This is a genomic window from Streptomyces sp. NPDC039430, from assembly GCF_055639435.1.
Genome location: NZ_JBVKAK010000005.1, coordinates 51,960 through 69,362, shown reverse-complemented (window position 1 = coordinate 69,362; position 17,403 = coordinate 51,960). Strand labels below are relative to the sequence as shown.

Here is a 17,403-nt window from a genome sequence, read left to right as displayed (position 1 = left end):
CCCTCCAGGCAACAAGTCACCCGTCCGTTCGAGGTGCGACGCGTCAGGAAAAGAGCGACCGTACAGAGAGAGTGTCCGCACGGCGAGAGCGTCCGCCAGCGAGAAGTGTCCGCACAGCGGGAGTGTCCGCACAGCGGGAGTGTCCGTATGAGAGACGGAGAGGAAGCATCATGAGCACCTCGGCATCTGTCTCTCTCGGCCACCGCGACCCCGCCCTGCTCGGGCAGACCGTTGTCATCATCGGCGGGAGCGCGGGCATCGGGCTCTCGACGGCCATGCACGCCCGCGCCGAAGGCGCCGACGTGATCCTGACCGGCCGGGACCCCGAGCGGCTACGGCGCGCGGCGGCGGACGCCGACGCGCTCAGCACCGCGGCGTTCGACGCGAATGACCCGGCGCAGCTGAAGCGGTTCTTCCAGGGGCTGCCGGAGTGGATCGACCATGTGATGGTCACTGCCGGACGCCCGTCCTACGGACGGCTCCTCGACCTGGACCCCGATCAGGCCCGCCGGGCGGCGAGCGAGCACATGCTGCTGCCGCTCGAAGTCGCGCGCCTCGCCGTCGGAAGGGTGCGGCCCGGTGGCTCGCTGCTGCACATGGGCGGCACCGGCGCCCGACGGATAGGTCCCGGCCTCGGGTTCGCGCCCGCGGTCACCGCCGCGCTGCCTGTGTTCACCGCGAGCCTCGCGCTGGAGCTCGCGCCGGTCCGCGTCAATCTCATCGCGGCCGGCTTCGTCGACACCCCGTTGTCGGCGGGGCTCCTGGGCGAGGGACTCGACGCCCGTCGCGAGGAGTTGCGGAACACCCTCCCGATCGGCCGCGTGGTCGGACCGGCCGATGTCGCGGCGCTCGCCGTCCATATCATGACCAACACGGCGCTTACGGGCGCGACATACGACATCGATGGTGGGCAGCAGCTTGTTGGCTGAGACTGGCGGGGAGCAGAAGCCCCAACCCTGTCTTTCGATGCCAGTGAGGTGGAGCCCTCTATGACCACAGCCCGGGACTTGATAATCACCGCCATGGACGTGGCACCCGGTCCGCCCGCGGCGGGTGAGCTGTCGCTCGCGCTGGCGGGAGCCGAGCTGATCGACCTTTTGGCGGCCGAGGCCATCAGGCTGGACGACGACCGGATCGTGCCCGGCCACCGGCCGGCCCTCACCGATCCCCTGCTGGACCAGGCCACGGAGTCACTCACCCGAGAAGCGCCGTACGAGACGGTCGCCGACTGGCTGTGGCGCAGGGGGCTGGGTCTGGCCCCGGCCTATCTGTCCGCGCTTGAGACGGACGGACAGCTCACGCGCCGACGTCGCGGGCTGCTGCCCTTCAGGACCGGCCGGACGGCACTGGTCGATTCGCCCGATCGCCGCCTGGCGGGGGAGCGGTGGGCGGCGCAGGAGCCGGTCCTCGTGGCCCTCGCGGCGGCCGTGGGAATCCGCGACGGGGAAACGGACGAGGCGGACGAGGCGGACGAGGCACCGGACAGCGCGGCGGACACGACGGCGGCGGACGAGGCGGCGGACACCGAGACGCCGAACACGAAAACGTCGGCCGCCGAGGCGCCGGACACCGCCGTGCCGGATACCGAGGCGCCGGACACCGCCGACGACGCGGTCGAGACCGTACTCGTCGCCGTCAATGAGGCGTTGCTGGAGCTGGAGGCCGTACGGCAGCGGCGCTCCATCGAGCAGGACGCTTTCGACAACGTCTGGCGAGGCTACTGAGGCTACGGACCGGGTCGGCACACGGTGGAGGGGACGGCGGGAGGACGGCGGGAGAACCCTCCGGTCGTCCCCTCCGGGGTGTCACGGTCCGCCCCCGGATCACCACTTGTAATCGAGGAACTTTCCGTCGAACGTGACGACGACACGGTCCCCGTCGGGGTCGGGACGGCGGGCGATGTCGACGCGGAAGTTGATCGCGCTCATGATGCCGTCGCCGAACTCCTCGTGGATCAGCTCCTTGAGCGCGGGACCGTAGACCGAAAGCGCCTCGACGAAGCGGTAGATGGTGGGGTCGGCCAGCACCGCCTGGTCGGTGCCGCGGTACGGCTGGGTCTGGAGGCTCTCCGCGACCGGCTCGGACAGCCCCAGCAACTGACAGACCCGCACGGCCTGTTCCCGCGCCATCGGATGCTGGCCCAGCAGGGCGGCGGTCGTCCATACGAGCGGCGCGCCGAGCTCGTCGGCGATGTCGGACCAGGACAGTCCACGTCGGATCCGGGCGGCGACCACCAGATCCGCGGCGTCCGACTTGCTCATGATCGGCGTCATTCCGGCTCCTCTGAAAGGGGTCTGGTGAAGGGGGTCTGGTGAAAGGGGTCTTGACCACTCTTCGATCGCTCAGGCCGTACCGGTGACGCGCGCTCCGTTCCGGTGTCCTCCTCAGAGTACGTAGGCGAGCGCGATCGCCACCACCAGGACATGGTCCGTCCGGGCAGACCTCGAAGCCCCGCGACAGGAGGGAGTGGCGTGTGGCGTAGGTCACGGGAAGGCGATGTGTAGTGCCGGACAGCTTCCTGAGGTGAGCACTCAATTGCGCACCCGGATCAGAGCCGGGGATTCGAGCGCGTACGCCGAGCTGTTCGACAGCTATGCGCGCGCGATCTACAACCACGCGTTCCGGCTGACCGCCGACTGGTCGACCGCCGAGGACGTCATGGCCGCCACGTTCATGGAGGCATGGAAGCTGCGGGACAGAGTGGATCCCGAGGGGGGTTCGCTGCGGCCCTGGCTCCTGGGGATCGCCACCAACACCGCGCGGAATCAGTTCCGGTCCAACCGCCGGTACCGGGCCGCCGCCAACGCCGCCGCCGCGGCCGAGCTGTCGGTGCGCGACCACGCCGAAGAGGTGGCCGGCCGGGTCGACGACCGCCGGCGGCTCGCGACCGTCCTCACCCTCCTCGCCACGCTGCGCCGGACCGAGCGGGAAGTCATCGCGCTCTGTCTGGGCGAGGGCCTGGACTACGAGGCCGCGGCCGAGGCGCTCGGCATCCCCGTCGGTACGGTCGCCTCCCGGCTGTCCCGGGCCCGCAAGAAGCTGCGCACGCTGGCGGAGGCCGAACTCGCCCGCCCGCTGGGCGCCACGCCACGGACGACCCAGCTGTCGCGCCCCGAACGGGAGAGGGTCCGGAAAAAGGTTCGCGGGAAACGGGAAGCCGTCCTCCCCATCCGACAGGTAAGAGGCGATCGCGACCACGTGATCCGGCCCGCACAGGAAGGAAACCGATGAACGCGAACCCGTCCCGGCAGCATCCGGCCTACATGGATGAGAGCACCCAGCTCATGTCCCGGACAGCGCGCGACCTGCCGCCGGGCCGTCACCAGTTCCACAAGGAGCGTCTGATGGCCCAGATCCACGACATCCAGCAGAACGAAGCCCGTACGGCGCCCCCCGCCGCCGCCAAGAGCACCCGGCGGCTGCCGCGCCTGGCGTTCGCGCTGCCCGCGATGGCCGCGGTCCTGGCGGGCGTGATCGTGACCGCCTCGGTGCTCGACAACGGCGGTGACGGAAGCGATCTCGCCGCCGGACCGGCCCTGACCACCGACCTCGGCACCGCCAGCTCCGACGGCGCGCCTCAGCTGCTCAACCAGATCTCGCTCGCCGCCGGCTCCGGCACGGCCCACCCGCGCGTCGGACCCGGCCAGTTCATCTACATCGAGTCCAGGACGGCCACCACCTTCGTCCAGACCAAGGACGGCAAGAGCAGCCTCGCCAGCCACCCCCTGAACACCCGCCAGAGCTGGATGTCGGCCGACGGCACCAAGGGCTGGCTGATCGACCCCGCGGTCAACGATGACCCCAAGGGCGAGACCTTGAGCCTGCCGGACGAGCAGGGCAACCCCCGGAAGGCAGACCTGAACGGTCCGTCGTACGACTACCTGACCAAGCTCACCACCAACCCGGACCAGCTGCTGGCGAAGATCTACAAGGAGACCGCGGGCCAGGGCAACTCCCCCGACCAGCAGGCGTTCAGCACGATCGGGGACCTGCTCGCCGAGAGCTACCCGCCCGCGGAGCTGTACTCGGCGCTGTTCAAGACCGCCGCGAAGATCCCCGGGGTGGTCGTCGTGAACGACGCCGTCGACGCGGCGGGCCGGCCCGGCGTAGCTGTCGCCCGGATGGACGAGACCAGCGGCGCGCGCGAGGAGTGGATCTTCGACAAGAAGACCCATGCCTTCCTCGGCGAGCGCAGCGTCCAGGTGAAGGAGAGGAAGGAAGAGGGCGTCGTGCTCAAGCCCGGCACCGTCAACTACACCAGCGCCATCATCACGCGGGCCGTCGTCGACGAGATGAAGCAGACCCCGTCGTCGTCTTCGTGATCCTCGTGAGTCCTCCGGCCGGCTGACGCTCTGGAGTGCGTGCAGGCGCTCGCGCTCGCGCTCGCGACATGGCGGGACGCTGGGGAAAGTGCAGTCGGTTTCGTTCGGGGACCGGTCACCGTGACCGATCCCCGCACGCGCATACCGCACCCGACACCGCCTCGCCCGATCAGGTGATGGAACGCCAGGGGTCAGCGTGCCTGTGGAGACCGGTCGCCTTCTCCGGCTCAGGGTTGGCCGTCGACCAGCGACTGGAAGGGACCACGCATATGGTTTTCGTTCGCGTGCACGCAATGAAGGGCCATCTGAGCGCCGCGCAGAAGGAGGAGCTCGGCGCACGACTTATCCAGGCCGTGGCCGACGTCGAGGATCTGGTCAACAACCAGACCCACAAGGAGACCTCTTGGGTGCAGTTCTTCGATTTTGAGCCCGAGAACTGGTACGCACCGGGGAATGTCGACGGTGCCGATCCCCACTCCCGAGTCCAGCTCGACGTCATCGCGCCGCAGAAACTCCTTCCCACGCCCGAAGACACCCGCGCCATGCTGATCAAGACCAGCGAGGCCGTCCGATCGGTGTTCGGTTCTGCTCCCCTACCGGCGCACGGGCCGTGGGTGCACGTCTACACGATCCCGAACGATCAGTGGGGACTGGACGGCCGCGTTCCCGACTGGGACGCCTTCCGGGCCCTCCTGCGCACTGGCAGCCCGGAAAAGGCCGATGAGGCACTGGCCCAGATCTACGGACCCGGGCGCCACGCGGCAACGACATGGCGCGCCACGTAGCTCAAGAGCCCCCGGGAAAGCTCTTTCGTCCCTGCGGTCCGTTGCGGACCGCAGGACGGTGGGTGGTCCACGCGGGAGTGGAGTGGGGCGGCCGGGCCCCGGCTCGGCGACTGACCCTCATGAGCGGCTGAGATTCATGCCCCGCTGGTGGGGGAGGGTTTGTCGGCTGGGGGTGAGGACCGAGGGGTAGTCGGGGTGGGCCGGGGGGTGTGGTGTCGGGTGGGGGCCGCCCCTGAGGCTTCAGTGTCGCGGCTCCGGGCCGGGCGTCAAGGGCGCTCCTTCGTCGCGTCGGCAAGCCGATTCCGCTTCGCTCCACCCTTGACCCCCGCCCCTGCGCCGCAAGTGCTGCTTTGAGGGGGGCGGCCCCGGGGGGAGGGGTCCCCGGGGAAGCACCCATGTTGCGGGGGTCCGGTTGCCGACTGCCGGTCGGTGGGCCCTGCGGGGCTGCGCGATAGTGGTGTGGGGCGGCCCGGCACCGGCTCAGCGGGCTGGTGTGGGTGGGTGGTTGGGGCGCATGCCCCGCTGGTGAGGGCCCGTTGTCGGCTGCACCTGTAGCCCAAGGCGGACGAGACCCGCAGCTTGCCCCTCTATGCCCCAGTTTGGCGGGCCTTTTGGGGGGTCCTCGGACCGGTGATGCGTCCTGCGACCACTTCACCTGGCGCCACGGCACATCACGGCCCCTCAGAGGCCCACACGGGGCCTCCCCCGTCACACCCGCCCCACCACCCACACATCGTCACCAACGGAGCATGAATCCCCGCCACCCACCGGGGGCAACCCGCTAAGCCGGTGCCGGGCCACCCCACACCACTCCCGCGCCCCAGCAGACGACAGTGGGCCGGCCGGAGGCCGTGGGGCTCCCTGAGGCCCGGTTAGGGTCTGTCCGGCGGATCAGGGTCGGGGCCGTGACGTGAGGCGAAACGGGCATTCAACATCGCGGCGGGGCGGTGCGATCAGGTCAGGTCAGGGCCTTGCGGACGGCGGATTCGACGAGGGTGGCGGTGTTGGCGTGGCCGGCGGCGTTGGGGTGGACGAGCGTGGCCCGGTTGCCGTTGGAGCACGTCAGGGCGATCAGGCCGAGGGTGAGGTCGGTGGGCCAGTACGGGCCGGCCTGGCCGCAGATTCCCTCGACCCATTTCGTGGCGCGGGGCTGGCAGGCGTCGTGGCCGACGCTGGAGGCCGCGACGTCGACGTAGGTGTATCCGTAATCGACAAGGTCCGTGACGTCTTCGATGATCGCGTTGAGCTCGGTGTTCACCTCGCCCAGCCAGGCGATGTCCCCGTGGGTGGCCGAGAGTCGGGTCTCGGCGTCCTTGATGCCGGCCGCCAGCTCGGTGGTGTCCTGGCGGTCACAGGTGGTGGCGTCCGACGGGACGATCGTGGGGTAGCCGACCGTGATGACCTTGGCGTTGGGCGCCTTGTCGTGCACGGCCTCCAGCATGGCGGCGTACTCCCGGAAGACCCGCTGGAACTTGTCGCGGATCGACTCGGGGTCGAGGAAGAAGTCGCCCCTCTCGTAGGCGTCCCTGCAGGGGGTGGCGTCATCCTCCTGCCCGGTGCCAAGAATCAGGCAGGACGTGAGGATCTTGCCGAAGGGCAGGCTGTTGCCGCCGACGCCGATCGTGACCACGTCGGTGCTTGCGCTCAGCTGGGCGCGGTCGATCTGCGGGGCCACGGAGGGCCAGCCGCCCTCGGGGGGCTGCACCGGGCTGATGGGGGTCTGCCGGGCGGTGGCGATCTCCTCGGTGACGGCGCCGCCGCAGCTGAAGTCGGTCAGCCGCACCGGCCGGCCCGCCGGCGGCTCGGCCGAGAGCCTGCGCTCGACGAGGTTCGGGTAAGCGCCCGTCGTGCGATCGCAGCCGTCCCGGTCCGCGCTGCCGAGCGTCGGCCTTGGGTCGCCGACGAACACGCCGGCCGTGTACGAGTCGCCGAGCGCCGCCCACTGCACCGGCTCCGGCGCCGCCGCGACCGCGCCGCGCGGGACAGCGGCCGCGAGGGTCAACGCGGTGAGCGCGCCCAGCGCGACCCTTCGTGCGAACGATGTCTTGAGATGGAACACGTAACCTCCTGAGCAGGAAACGAACCACACGGCTCGTATCGTTCTGTACTCAATCAGTCACGCTTCGAGGTGGTCCACGGTCCTGATGATCATTCACCCCACCGTGTCCGGAGCCGCCCCCTCAGCCGATCTCGCCCCTGGGCTCTGCCCTGCAGATCACGGTCGGATCCATAAGTGGATCGCCGCGACCGTGACGGTGCCGTGAAAGACGTAGGCCCTCTTGTCGTATCGGGTGGCGACGGCCCGGGAGTTCTTGAGCCGGTTGATCGTCCGCTCGACCTCGTTGCGGCGTTTGTAGATCTTGCTGTCGAAGCCGGTGGGCCGGCCGCCCTTGCTGCCGCGTCGTTTGCGGTTGACCCGCTGGTCCTTCGGTTCGGGGATGGTGTGCTTGATCTGGCGTCTTCGCAGGTAACGGCGGTTGCGCCGTGAGCTGTATGCATTGTCGCCGCCGAGGTGGTCTGGGCGGGGAACACGGATGCGTTCGAGGACCTCGATCATCTGCGGTGCATCGCCCCACTGGCCGGGCGTGACCAGGAAGGCCATCGGCCGGGACCCACCCTCGGCGAGGTGGATCTTGCAGGTCAGGCCGCCCCGGGACCGGCCGAGTCCTTCGTCGGTTCGGTGGTGCCGGGGCGTTGTCCTTTTTTCGGGACGCGCGGCTTCTTCTTTCGGGCCCCGGCCGCGTGCTGATGGGCTCGGCATGACGTCGAGTCGATGCTGACCATGCTCCAGTCGATCCGGCCCGCGAGGTCGGCATCGGCCTGGACGGCGCGCAGGATCCGGGCCCACGTGCCGTTCGTAGACGGTCTTCCAGCTGCCGAAACGCTCGGGAAGGTCCCGCCAGGGCATGCCCGTTCGGACCCGGAACAGGATGCCATTGATCACCTTGCGGTGATCGTTCCACCGTCCGCCACGCCGTCCCAGCACCGGCAAGTGCGGCTCCAGCCGGACGCCGAGCCGGTGCCGGGCCACCCCACACCACTCCCGCGCTCCAGCAGACGACAGTGGGCCGATCGGAGGCCGTGGGGTGCTCCGAGGCCCGGTTAGCTGGCACCAGGACGCATAACCGACCCGACGACCCCCAAAAGGCCCGCCAAACTGGGGCATTAGGGGCGACTAGCCACTTCCATCCGCCCCGGCCTACAGAAGCAGCCAACAACGGGCCCTCACCAGCGGGGCATGCGCCCCAACCACCCACCCACACCAGCCCGCTGAGCCGGGGCCGGGCCACCCCACACCACTCCCGCGCAGCCCCGCAGGGCCCACCAACCTGCGGTCGGCAACGGACCGGGCCCCCGCACGGATCCCCTCCGGGGACCCCTCCCCCGGGCCGCCCCCCTCAAAGCAGCACTTGCGGTGCAGGGGCGGGAGTCAAGGGTGGAGCGCAGCGCAATCGGCGCAGCCGACGCGACAAAGGAGCGCCCTTGACGCCCGACCCGGAGCCGCGACACTGAAACCCAAGGGGCGGCCCCCACCCGCCACCACACACCCCGGCCCACCACGACTACCCCTCGGCCCTCACCCGCAGGCGACCACCAGCCGCACGCCCCACCAAGTGCGCCTGCGGCGCACGGATCGTGACCCGCACCGGGTCGGGGCAGCAGTAGCAGGTGTACGTGTACCCCTCCTCCGCACCCAGCGGCACCGACGGGACAGCAGCGCTGTCCACCGACGGCACCACCGCACACAACAGCCACACCCCCAGCACGACCACGCTCATCGCGATCGACACAACACCCCACAACGCCGGATCCGTTACGGGTTCCATCGACCGGCCACCTCGTTCCTGGCCTCGGACAACGTGAACCACACCGTCTTGTGGCTGGGCGAGGATCCCCCGTAGATGGTCGACCCCCATGCAAGAGCCAGGCTCTCCACGAGGACGAGCCCACGCCCCGAATCCTGTTCGCCACGCGCACGGGTCGCGCCCGGCGCGGTACGTGCGGCGGTGTGGGCAGCGCCCACGATTTGTCGTCCGCGACGGAGACGGTGACCTGTTTTTGCGGTTGACCGTCACACGGACGCGAATCAGGGGCGTACGGGTGTGCCGGTGCGCGTTGGTGACCACCTCGGTCACGCAGAGGCGCGCGTCGTCGACGAGGTTGCGGTGCCGGCTGAGCCCGAGGAGCGACGTGACGAAGTCACGCGCGATCCTCGGCGCGGTCGCCGTGCTGGGCAAGGCCAGCCGGTAGGTCTCGGCGCCCTGGGGCGGCGGGGGTACGGGGGTTGCGGTGGCGGTCACGGTGGTCATGTCGTTCTCCCAACGCGGTGCGGTCTGAACTGACGCGTGGCCCGCCATCCGTGGCGATGACCGCGCGAGCGCGCCTCAAGGCGCGCCAAAGCGGCTGCACTTCGGTCTTACTGACGTGCGACGCGATGTCGAGATGACGGTAGGGTAAATACATTCACCGGTCCGCTCATGTAACTCGATCCAGGGACAGCCGGTGGACCCGTGACCCGGTTACGCGCAACACTGTGAGCAGACAGGGGAAGGTGACATGCCACCAAGGGACAACCCGACCGCCCGCCAGGCCCGCCTCGGTGCGGAGTTGAAGAAGCTACGCATTCGCGCAGGCAAAACAGCCCGCGAAACGGCCGGCCTCTTCTCGACGGATCAGGCCAGGATCAGCAACATCGAATCCGGGCGCCTCGGCATCAGCGAGGAGAGGATCCGCAAGCTGGCAGTCTTCTACGACTGCGTTGACACCGCTCTGATCGATGCCTTGTGCACCATTGCGAGCGAGCATCGCGGTCAGTACTGGTGGGACGAGTATCGCGGGATCCTGGCGCCCAGCTTCTTGGACGTCGCCGAAGTGGAGCACCACGCGAAGCACCTGCGCTATCTGCAACCAGTAACCTTCCCTGGGGTGTTCCAGATAGAGGACTACGCACGGGCGCTCTTCGAGAGCGTGCTTCCAAAACTTCCCGCCAACGAGGTACAGGCGCGGGTGGACCACCGCATGAGACGGCAGTCCATCCTCGACCGTGAGAACCCTCCAGACCTTGAGGCAATCGTGCACGAGGCCGCACTCCGGATGCGCATCGGTGGGCGAAAGATCGCACGCAAGCAGCTTGAGCACCTCATCGAGGTCTCCGAGCGGCCGGACGTCATGCTTCGGATCATCCCGTTCGCCAATGAGAATTTCATAAACCTGACCCAAACCTTGCTCTACGCGGGCGGCGTCGTGCCACAGCTCGACAGCGCTCATCTCGACAACAGCTTCGAAGGCCGTTTCCTCCATGCTGCTGCCGAGTTGGAGAAATACCGAACCCTGCTCGACTTTGCCGAGCAGGCTTCTCTGGAACCTGCTGAGTCGCGCAGCTTCATCCATCACATCGCACGAGAATTGTGAGACAGGCATGAGCACAAACATCAAGTGGCAGAAGTCGTCGTTCTCCGAAGGAGGAGCGCAATGCGTCGAGATCGCCGAGCACAACGGCGCCATCCTCATGCGCGAGAGTGACGACCCGAACGCAGTTACCGCTACCAGCCGGACCAAGTTCGCCGCGTTCATCGCAGGCGTGAAGGCAGGCGAGTTCGACCACTTCACCGGCTGAGCCCTCCCACCTGCAACGAGAGCCCCTCACCCTCGAAGGTGAGGGGCTCTCTGCATGTACCGGTCAGCATAAATGCTCCGGTACACACTTGCGTACCCTCTCTCCGTAACGCTACCGTCGCTGTGCGTCGCCAGTCCGGGTCGAATCCTTGGCAGGACATCGCCCTGCCCGGCGCAACTCTCCCCGTCCCGCGCCTCATTGGGGAGAGTCCCGAAGGGTTGTCCCCCTCCCGCCGCTCGTCATGCCGGCGCGCGGGCGGGGGACAACTCTGCCCCCGCATCGCGCGCCGAGGAGAAGGGCACCCAGGCCATGGCTCCACCGAGCTGTTCCAGCGGATCTTCGGGGACTTGCCACCGCGGTGACCGTTCACGCCCACACCCGCGCCCCCACCCACATCCCGCACCCGCACCCGCACCCGACCGCACCGCACTCGCACCCGCACTGCCCCGCCCCGCCCCGTTCGAAGGGACTGCCATGCCGCCCCCGCCCAAGCTCACGCCCACGCCGCCCCAACCCGACGCCCTCGCCGACGCGTTGATCCGCGTACCCCGGCACGAGTTCATTCCGGCACAGGCCTGGGCCGTTCCCCAAGGCGTCGGTACGCCTCCCGCCGCGTCCGGTTACTGGATCGATCAGCACCGTGACCCGGACCGCTGGTGGCGGGCCGTGTATTCCGACAGCGTGATCGTCACTCAGCTCGACGGCGGCCGGACCCAGCTCACCCCGGCCAACGCGGCGGCGCCGTCGACCGCGCCGAGTTGCGCCGCCTCCAGTCCCCTCCTCGTCACCGCCGGGTTACGGCACCTCGGCGTACGCCCCGGTGACCGGGTGCTCGATATCGGGGCCGGCACCGGCTGGACCTCCGGACTGTGCGCGTACCTCACCGGGGACGATGCCCTGGTCACCGCCGTCGAGATCGACCGCGATCTGGCCAGGACCGCCGCCGAGAACCTCGCCCGCTGCGGCCTTCGCCCGAGCGTCGTCATCGGCGACGCGGCCACCGAACTGCAAACCCCGCAGAGCCACTCCGACGGACTGTTCGACCGCGTGCATGTCACCTGTGGCGTCACACACGTCCCGTACGTATGGGTGGAGCGCACCAGTCCTGGCGGGCACATCGTTCTCCCGTACAACCCGCCCATCGGCAGGCTCCTGCGTCTCACCGTCCTCGACGACGGCTCGGCCACCGGCCGGTTCGGGGAGGAGTGCTCGTATATGCCCTTGCGTTCGCAGCGACTGCCCCAGTCCCAGCGAGAGCACCAGCACGAGCACCGGCACCAGCCCACGGACAAGATCACAACCGGCGCCGACGCCCCACCACCCCGCGTCCGCTCCCTGAACTGCGGCCTCGACAGCGAGTCCCTGCTCCACCCCGCCCCCGGCCTTCAGGTCCTGCTCGCCTCCCTCGTCGGGGATGAGCCCTGGGTGAGCGGTTCCGGGAGCGTGCTGCTGACCGACGGGGTCTCCCGCGCCACCGTCGACAAAGACGGCCGGCTGACGCAGACCGGGCCGCGTGACCTGTGGGACGAGGCCGAGTCCGTGCATCACGCCTGGACCCGGCAGGGGCGCCCGGGGCTGGACCGTATCGGCTTCACCGTCACACCGGAGCGCCAGTACGTGTGGGTGGACGACCCGGCCGTACCCGCCGTCCACTCCCTCGACACAGCGGCGGGCAACGCGACGACGACCGTGGGGGCTTCCCTTGGCTGAGTGCGGCACCTGTCATGGCAAGGGGTGGGTCTACGAGCACCAGGACGGCGCGCGCAAGAAAGTGAGCTGCCCCGTCTGCAAGTAGGCGGGGACACCTCACGCCTCCGGTCCGCCCAGGCGAGGGGCGTGCGCGCCCCCCGTGCACCATGGTGGGGACGCGTGACACTCGTACGTGGCGTGACATACGTAGGTCGCGTGACATCCGTGGACCAAAAGACCAGGCAGGGGCAGGCGTGACAGGGAACGGCATACCCGACGAGTTTCTGGACGGGTACGCCCGCATTCTGGAGGCGGCTGCCTCGACGGGCCGCCGGCTCACCCGGGACGAGTTGCTGGCCCGCCGGGAGCTGGGGGAACGGGCCGCCGAGGCCGGTTTCGGGCTGCGTGCCCTGGTCGGCGCGCATCTCGCCGCGGCCCGTGCTCACTGGCCCGTCAGCGCCTCCCCCCGTACCGCCTCCCCCGGCAACAGCGGCAGCACCGGTAGCACCGGCGGCAGCACCGGCAGCGGCACCGGCACCTGCACCGGCAACAGCGGCGGCTCCACCTCCGCCCCCGTCCCCGCCTCCGCCTCCGCCTCCGCCTCCGCCTCCGCCTCCGTCGACAGCGTGCTCGCCGCCATCGAGCAGGTCGTGGACGCGTTCGCCGAGGGGTACGAACGGGCCCAGCGGCTCGCCATACGGCAAGAGGTCGCCGCGCGCCGGGAGTTCATCGACGACCTGCTGTACGGGCGCAGCGACCCGGGCCGGCTGGCGGAGGGTGCCGAGCGGTTCGGGCTGCGGCTCTCGTACGAGCACGCCGTGGCGGTCGCGGAGGGATTCGTCGCCTACGACGAGGAGGACGCCGTTCCGCGCTCGGTGGAACAGGCGCTGATCAGCCGGTTCGGCGATCGCAGCGTGCTGCTCACGACGAAGGCGGGCCGGCTCGTCTGTATCGCGCCGGGCGACCAGGGCGAGGTCCTCGCCTACTTCGCCAAGCAGGCGTTCGCCGCCACGGACGGCGGCCGGGTCGCGATCGGCCGGCCGCGCCCCGGGGTGGGCGGGGTGGTGCGGTCGTACGAGGAGGCGCTGAACGTACTCGGCCTCGCGGACCGGCTCGACCTGGACGGTCCTGTGCTGCACGCCGCCGATCTGCTCGTCTATCCGGTCCTCACCCGGGACCGGGAGGCCATGACGGAACTCGTCCTCAGCGCGCTCGGTCCGCTGGAGGCGGCGCGCGGCGGAGCCGAGCCGCTGATCGAGACCCTCTCCGTCTATTTCCAAGCGGGCTGTGTGGCGGCGGAGGCGGCGCGGCGGCTTTCGCTGAGCGTGCGCGCCCTGACGTACCGGCTGGAGCGGATCCACAAACTCACCGGCGCCGACCCCGCCGATCCGGTGCATCGCTACACCTTGCAAACCGCCGTGATCGGGGCCAGGCTCTTGGACTGGCCGGCGAAGACCTTCTGAGCCGGAGGCCGTTCGACGGACCGGCGGCCTTCCGCGCCCGGGAGATCTTCTGCTGTCGGCATTAAGAACGCGTTAAGACTGCCGGAAAACGGCAATGTCCTGTTCCGGACAAAGATGGGACCATGGGGGCCTGCCGGAGAAACAAGCGGCAGAGGGGGAGGGGGGAACCGATGGATCCGATGACCTTTTTTCTCGGTCTCGGCATCGCGGGGATCGCGCTGCTCGTCCTGTCGCTGATCTTCGACGGCATTCTCGAAGGGCTCTTCGACGGGGTCGGGGTGCTGAACGGGCTGTTCGACGGACTGCTCTCACTGCCGGTGATCGCCGGGTTCGTCTCGATGCTGGGCTTCGGCGGCGCGATCGTGCTCAGCACGACCCCGCTCGGTACGGGACCGGCCGCCGTCACGGGGGTGGCGGCCGGTCTCGGTGCCGGGTGGCTGACCTGGAAGTTCAGCAGGGCGCTGATGCGTGATCAGACCGCCGTCACACCACGGGGCGACGATCTCGTCGGCTCGGCGGGCACGGTGGTCACCGCGATTCCGGCCGGGGGCTACGGCGAGGTGCTGCTGCGGCTCGGCGGCCAGCCGGTGAAGTACTCCGCGAAGAGCGCGCAGCCCGTGGCGAACGGTGCCGAGATCTGGGTGGAGGAGACGCTCTCGTCGACCTCGGTCCTGGTGCGTCCCGTCCAGCGCTGACCCGCTCGTCGTCGCCCCGTCCGTCCTCACCGCACTACCCCGCCCCGCACTACCCCGCCCCGCCCCGCACCTCACCTCACCTCACCTCACCTCACCTCACCTGTCGCACATCCGCCGCACCAATCACCCCAAACCGCTTCAATCACGCCAATGCGTCGTCCTCTTGTCGTCCCCTTTGCCGTCCCGTTGTCGCCTCCTCGGGAGGCATGGGGGGACACGGGAGACACGGGAGGCAAGGGAGAGAGCACCATGAGCCCACTTCTCATCGCCGTGCTGGGGGTCGTCGCACTCGTCGTCCTGCTGGCACTCGCCGTCATCACGCGCTACAAGGTCGCCGGGCCCAGCCAGGCGTTCATCGTCACCGGCCGGCGCGGCAAGCAGTCGACCGATCCGGCCACCGGCCGGGTGTCCATGGACACCAGCGGCCAGAAGGTCGTGGTCGGCGGCGGCGTCTTCGTCGTCCCGTTCGTCCAGCAGAAGTTCACACTGGACCTGTCCAGCCGGCACATCCCGGTGGCCGTGCGTGGCGCGGTCACACTGCGCGGGGTGAAGGCGAACCTCGAAGGCGTCGCCATCGTCAAGGTCGGCGGCACCGAGGACTCGATCCGCGCCGCGGCCCAGCGCTTCCTCCAGCAGCAGGGCGGCATTGTCGGCTTCACCCAGGAAGTGCTCTCGGGCGCGCTGCGCTCCATCGTCGGCCGGATGTCGGTCGAGGACATCATCCGCGACCGCGCGGCCTTCGCGGGGCAGGTCGCGGAGGAGGCGGAGGCGAGCCTCTCCGGGCAGGGACTGGTGCTCGACGCCTTCCAGATCCAGGACATCACCACCGAGGGCTCGTATCTGGAGGACCTCGGCCGGCCCGAGGCCGCGCGTGCCAAGCAGGAGGCCGACATCGCCGAGGCGGTGGCGCGCCGCGCCGCCGAGCAGGCACGGCTCAAGGCCGAGGAAGAGATCGCGATCGCCCAGCGGACGTTCTATCTGAAGCAGGCCGAGATCAAGGCCGAGACGGACGAGGCGGCGGCGCGCGCGGCGGCGGCCGGACCGCTGGCGCAGGCGGCGCGCGAGCAGGACGTGCTCATGGAGCAGGAGAAGGTGGCCCAGCGCCAGGCCGCGCTGACCGACCGCGAGTTGGACACCAAGGTACGTAAGCCCGCGGACGCCGCGCGGTACCAGGCCGAGCAGGAGGCCGAGGCCCGGCGGATCGCGCTGGTCAAGCAGGCCGAGGCGGACGCCGAGCGGTCCCGGCTCACCGGTGAGGGCGAGAAGGCGCACCGCGCCGCGCTCGCCGCCGCCGTACGGATCGAGGGCGAGGCGGAGGCCGCCGCGATCAGCGCCAAGGGTTCCGCCGAGGCGGACGCGATGCACAAGAAGGCCGACGCGTACGCGCGGTACGGGGACGCGGCCGTCCTCCAGATGCTGGTGGAGGTGCTGCCGTCGGTCGTCGCGAAGGCGTCCGAGCCGCTGAGCGCGGTGGACAAGATGACGGTGATCTCGACGGACGGCGCGGGTCAGCTGGCGCGTACGGTCGCCGACAATGTCGCGCAGGGCGTCGAACTGCTCAGCTCCACCACCGGAGTCGACCTGGCCGAGCTGCTGAAGGGCATCGCCGGGGGCAAGACCGGGGGCACGGGTACGGGCACCGGCGGGGGTACGGGCGCGGGCGCGGCGGCGGCCGTGGAGACGAAGACGGCGGGCGGCGCCAAGGTCAACGGGCGGATCGAGGTCACGGACTGAACGGTCCGGACGGCCCGGACGACCCGGACGACCCGGACGACCGGACGACCGGGACAGCCCGGACGACCCGGACAGACCGCGCGGGCTGAACAGCTCAGGCTGTGCGGGCTGAACAGGCTGTGCGGGTGGCGAACAGGGCCCGGTCGGCGAGTAAACGAGGGTGCCGACCGGGCCCTTGGCGTTCCCCGCCAGGCAACCAGCCCCGGCGCGTGCGCACTTGCCAGCCCAGCGCGCACGCGCTTGCCACCCAGCGTGTGCGCACTTGCCAGCCCAGACAGGGGCACCACCTCATAAAGGCGAGGCAAAGAAGCGCTGTCGGCTCGCATCCGCGATTCCCCGGACCGTCGGCGGGGCATCACCAGGATGCAGCCGCCACGCGGAACTCTCAGCGGACCTCCCGAGGGGGAATCTGATGAGCCGGCCCAGCCCGCCGCCAGGCACGACCACATCGCCGCCCCCGTCCCTTCCGGCACGCACCGCCTTCACCCTCCGCGGGGAGGTCGCGTGCCCGCTCTCGCTCACCGTCGCCGATCTGCGGAACCGCTGGGAGCAGCACCACGCCGAGGTGGTCTTCGACTGCGCCACCAGCGGGCCGCGGCACCACACCTTCGAAGGGCCGCTGCTCCGGGAAGTGGTCGACGAGGCGAAGCCGGTCTTCGACGCCCGCCGCCGCAAGGACAGGTCCCGGTTCCTGCTCGCCGTCACCGGCGGGGACGGGCACCATACGGTGCTCTCCTGGGCTGAGATCGACGCCGACTTCGGCAACGTACCGATCCTGCTGGCCACGGCCATGGACGGGCGCAGCCTGGAGTCGGCGGGCAGCCAGCTGGTGGTGCCCACGGACCGCTGCGGGGCGCGCTACATCAGCGCGATCACCAGCGTGTGGGTGGGCGCGTGCGCGGTACCGCCCCGCCCGGCCGAGCGCACCGCGCCGCCCGCGCGGTAAGGGCCCGCCCCCGCCGCCACCACCGCCTGACGACAGCGACAGCGACACCGACACCGACAACAAGCGGGCGGTGGGGGGGGGGGGGGGGGGGGGGGGGGGGGGGCGGGCGGGGGCGGCGGGGGGCGTGGTCATTCGGAAGCGAGGGGTGCGTG

The 17,403-nt window shown here is 70.0% G+C and carries 16 protein-coding genes; 12 read left to right on the top strand and 4 right to left on the bottom strand.

Annotation, left to right across the window (positions count from 1 at the left end; genetic code table 11):
- Nucleotides 1-170: 170 nt before the first annotated feature.
- Together ACZ7LS_RS14640 and ACZ7LS_RS14635 are read left to right on the top strand one after the other, a co-directional pair.
- Complete coding sequence (locus ACZ7LS_RS14640) at nt 171-929, top strand: SDR family oxidoreductase (RefSeq protein WP_385131046.1); 759 nt, start codon at nt 171-173, stop codon at nt 927-929.
- 60 nt (nt 930-989) lie between these two features.
- Nucleotides 990-1,724, top strand: a complete 735-nt coding sequence (locus ACZ7LS_RS14635; protein WP_385131043.1) for a GOLPH3/VPS74 family protein — start codon at nt 990-992, stop codon at nt 1,722-1,724.
- Between the two features lie 99 nt (nt 1,725-1,823).
- Here ACZ7LS_RS14635 and cynS read toward each other — a convergent pair whose 3' ends face one another.
- Complete coding sequence (gene cynS, locus ACZ7LS_RS14630) at nt 1,824-2,273, bottom strand: cyanase (RefSeq protein ID WP_382528154.1); 450 nt, start codon at nt 2,271-2,273, stop codon at nt 1,824-1,826.
- Between the two features lie 250 nt (nt 2,274-2,523).
- Here cynS and ACZ7LS_RS14625 point away from each other — a divergent pair, with 250 nt between their 5' ends.
- The 3 genes from ACZ7LS_RS14625 (at nt 2,524) to ACZ7LS_RS14615 (ending at nt 5,107) form a co-directional block, all read left to right on the top strand.
- Entirely contained in the window at nt 2,524-3,231 is a 708-nt protein-coding gene (locus ACZ7LS_RS14625; protein ID WP_383254366.1) for an RNA polymerase sigma factor, read from the top strand.
- Complete coding sequence (locus ACZ7LS_RS14620) at nt 3,228-4,322, top strand: CU044_5270 family protein (protein WP_385131038.1); 1,095 nt, start codon at nt 3,228-3,230, stop codon at nt 4,320-4,322. Before ACZ7LS_RS14625 ends, ACZ7LS_RS14620 begins: the two co-directional genes overlap by 4 nt.
- A 293-nt stretch (nt 4,323-4,615) precedes the next feature.
- Nucleotides 4,616-5,107 (top strand): tautomerase family protein, encoded by a 492-nt coding sequence (locus ACZ7LS_RS14615; RefSeq protein WP_382528163.1) that lies wholly within the window; start codon nt 4,616-4,618, stop codon nt 5,105-5,107.
- A gap of 958 nt (nt 5,108-6,065) precedes the next feature.
- Here the strand turns inward: ACZ7LS_RS14615 and ACZ7LS_RS14610 are convergent.
- The 3 genes from ACZ7LS_RS14610 to ACZ7LS_RS14600 all read right to left on the bottom strand — a co-directional run bounded on the left by ACZ7LS_RS14610 (nt 6,066) and on the right by ACZ7LS_RS14600 (nt 8,934).
- Nucleotides 6,066-7,166, bottom strand: a complete 1,101-nt coding sequence (locus ACZ7LS_RS14610) for an SGNH/GDSL hydrolase family protein (protein WP_385131035.1) — start codon at nt 7,164-7,166, stop codon at nt 6,066-6,068.
- Between the two features lie 156 nt (nt 7,167-7,322).
- A complete protein-coding gene (locus tag ACZ7LS_RS14605; protein ID WP_385131032.1) occupies nt 7,323-8,273 on the bottom strand; it encodes an IS5 family transposase in 951 nt (316 codons plus the stop codon).
- Between the two features lie 397 nt (nt 8,274-8,670).
- A complete protein-coding gene (locus ACZ7LS_RS14600) occupies nt 8,671-8,934 on the bottom strand; it encodes a hypothetical protein (protein ID WP_382669244.1) in 264 nt (87 codons plus the stop codon).
- Nucleotides 8,935-9,664: 730 nt separating this feature from the next.
- Between ACZ7LS_RS14600 and ACZ7LS_RS14595 the strand changes: the two genes are divergently transcribed.
- From ACZ7LS_RS14595 to ACZ7LS_RS14565, 7 genes are all read left to right on the top strand, one after another.
- A complete protein-coding gene (locus tag ACZ7LS_RS14595; RefSeq protein ID WP_382528173.1) occupies nt 9,665-10,519 on the top strand; it encodes a helix-turn-helix domain-containing protein in 855 nt (284 codons plus the stop codon).
- A gap of 7 nt (nt 10,520-10,526) precedes the next feature.
- Entirely contained in the window at nt 10,527-10,724 is a 198-nt protein-coding gene (locus ACZ7LS_RS14590; RefSeq protein ID WP_382528176.1) for a DUF397 domain-containing protein, read from the top strand.
- Nucleotides 10,725-11,198: 474 nt separating this feature from the next.
- Nucleotides 11,199-12,434 (top strand): protein-L-isoaspartate O-methyltransferase family protein, encoded by a 1,236-nt coding sequence (locus ACZ7LS_RS14585; protein WP_385131028.1) that lies wholly within the window; start codon nt 11,199-11,201, stop codon nt 12,432-12,434.
- A gap of 233 nt (nt 12,435-12,667) precedes the next feature.
- Nucleotides 12,668-13,876, top strand: coding sequence for a PucR family transcriptional regulator (locus ACZ7LS_RS14580; RefSeq protein ID WP_385131025.1), 1,209 nt, complete (start codon nt 12,668-12,670; stop codon nt 13,874-13,876).
- A gap of 179 nt (nt 13,877-14,055) precedes the next feature.
- Complete coding sequence (locus ACZ7LS_RS14575) at nt 14,056-14,571, top strand: hypothetical protein (protein WP_129771948.1); 516 nt, start codon at nt 14,056-14,058, stop codon at nt 14,569-14,571.
- 249 nt (nt 14,572-14,820) lie between these two features.
- On the top strand, nt 14,821-16,305 hold the full coding sequence (locus ACZ7LS_RS14570; RefSeq protein WP_385131022.1) for a flotillin family protein: 1,485 nt from the start codon (nt 14,821-14,823) through the stop codon (nt 16,303-16,305).
- A gap of 412 nt (nt 16,306-16,717) precedes the next feature.
- Nucleotides 16,718-17,251, top strand: a complete 534-nt coding sequence (locus ACZ7LS_RS14565) for a molybdopterin-dependent oxidoreductase (RefSeq protein WP_385131019.1) — start codon at nt 16,718-16,720, stop codon at nt 17,249-17,251.
- The last annotated feature ends 152 nt before the right edge of the window (nt 17,252-17,403 follow it).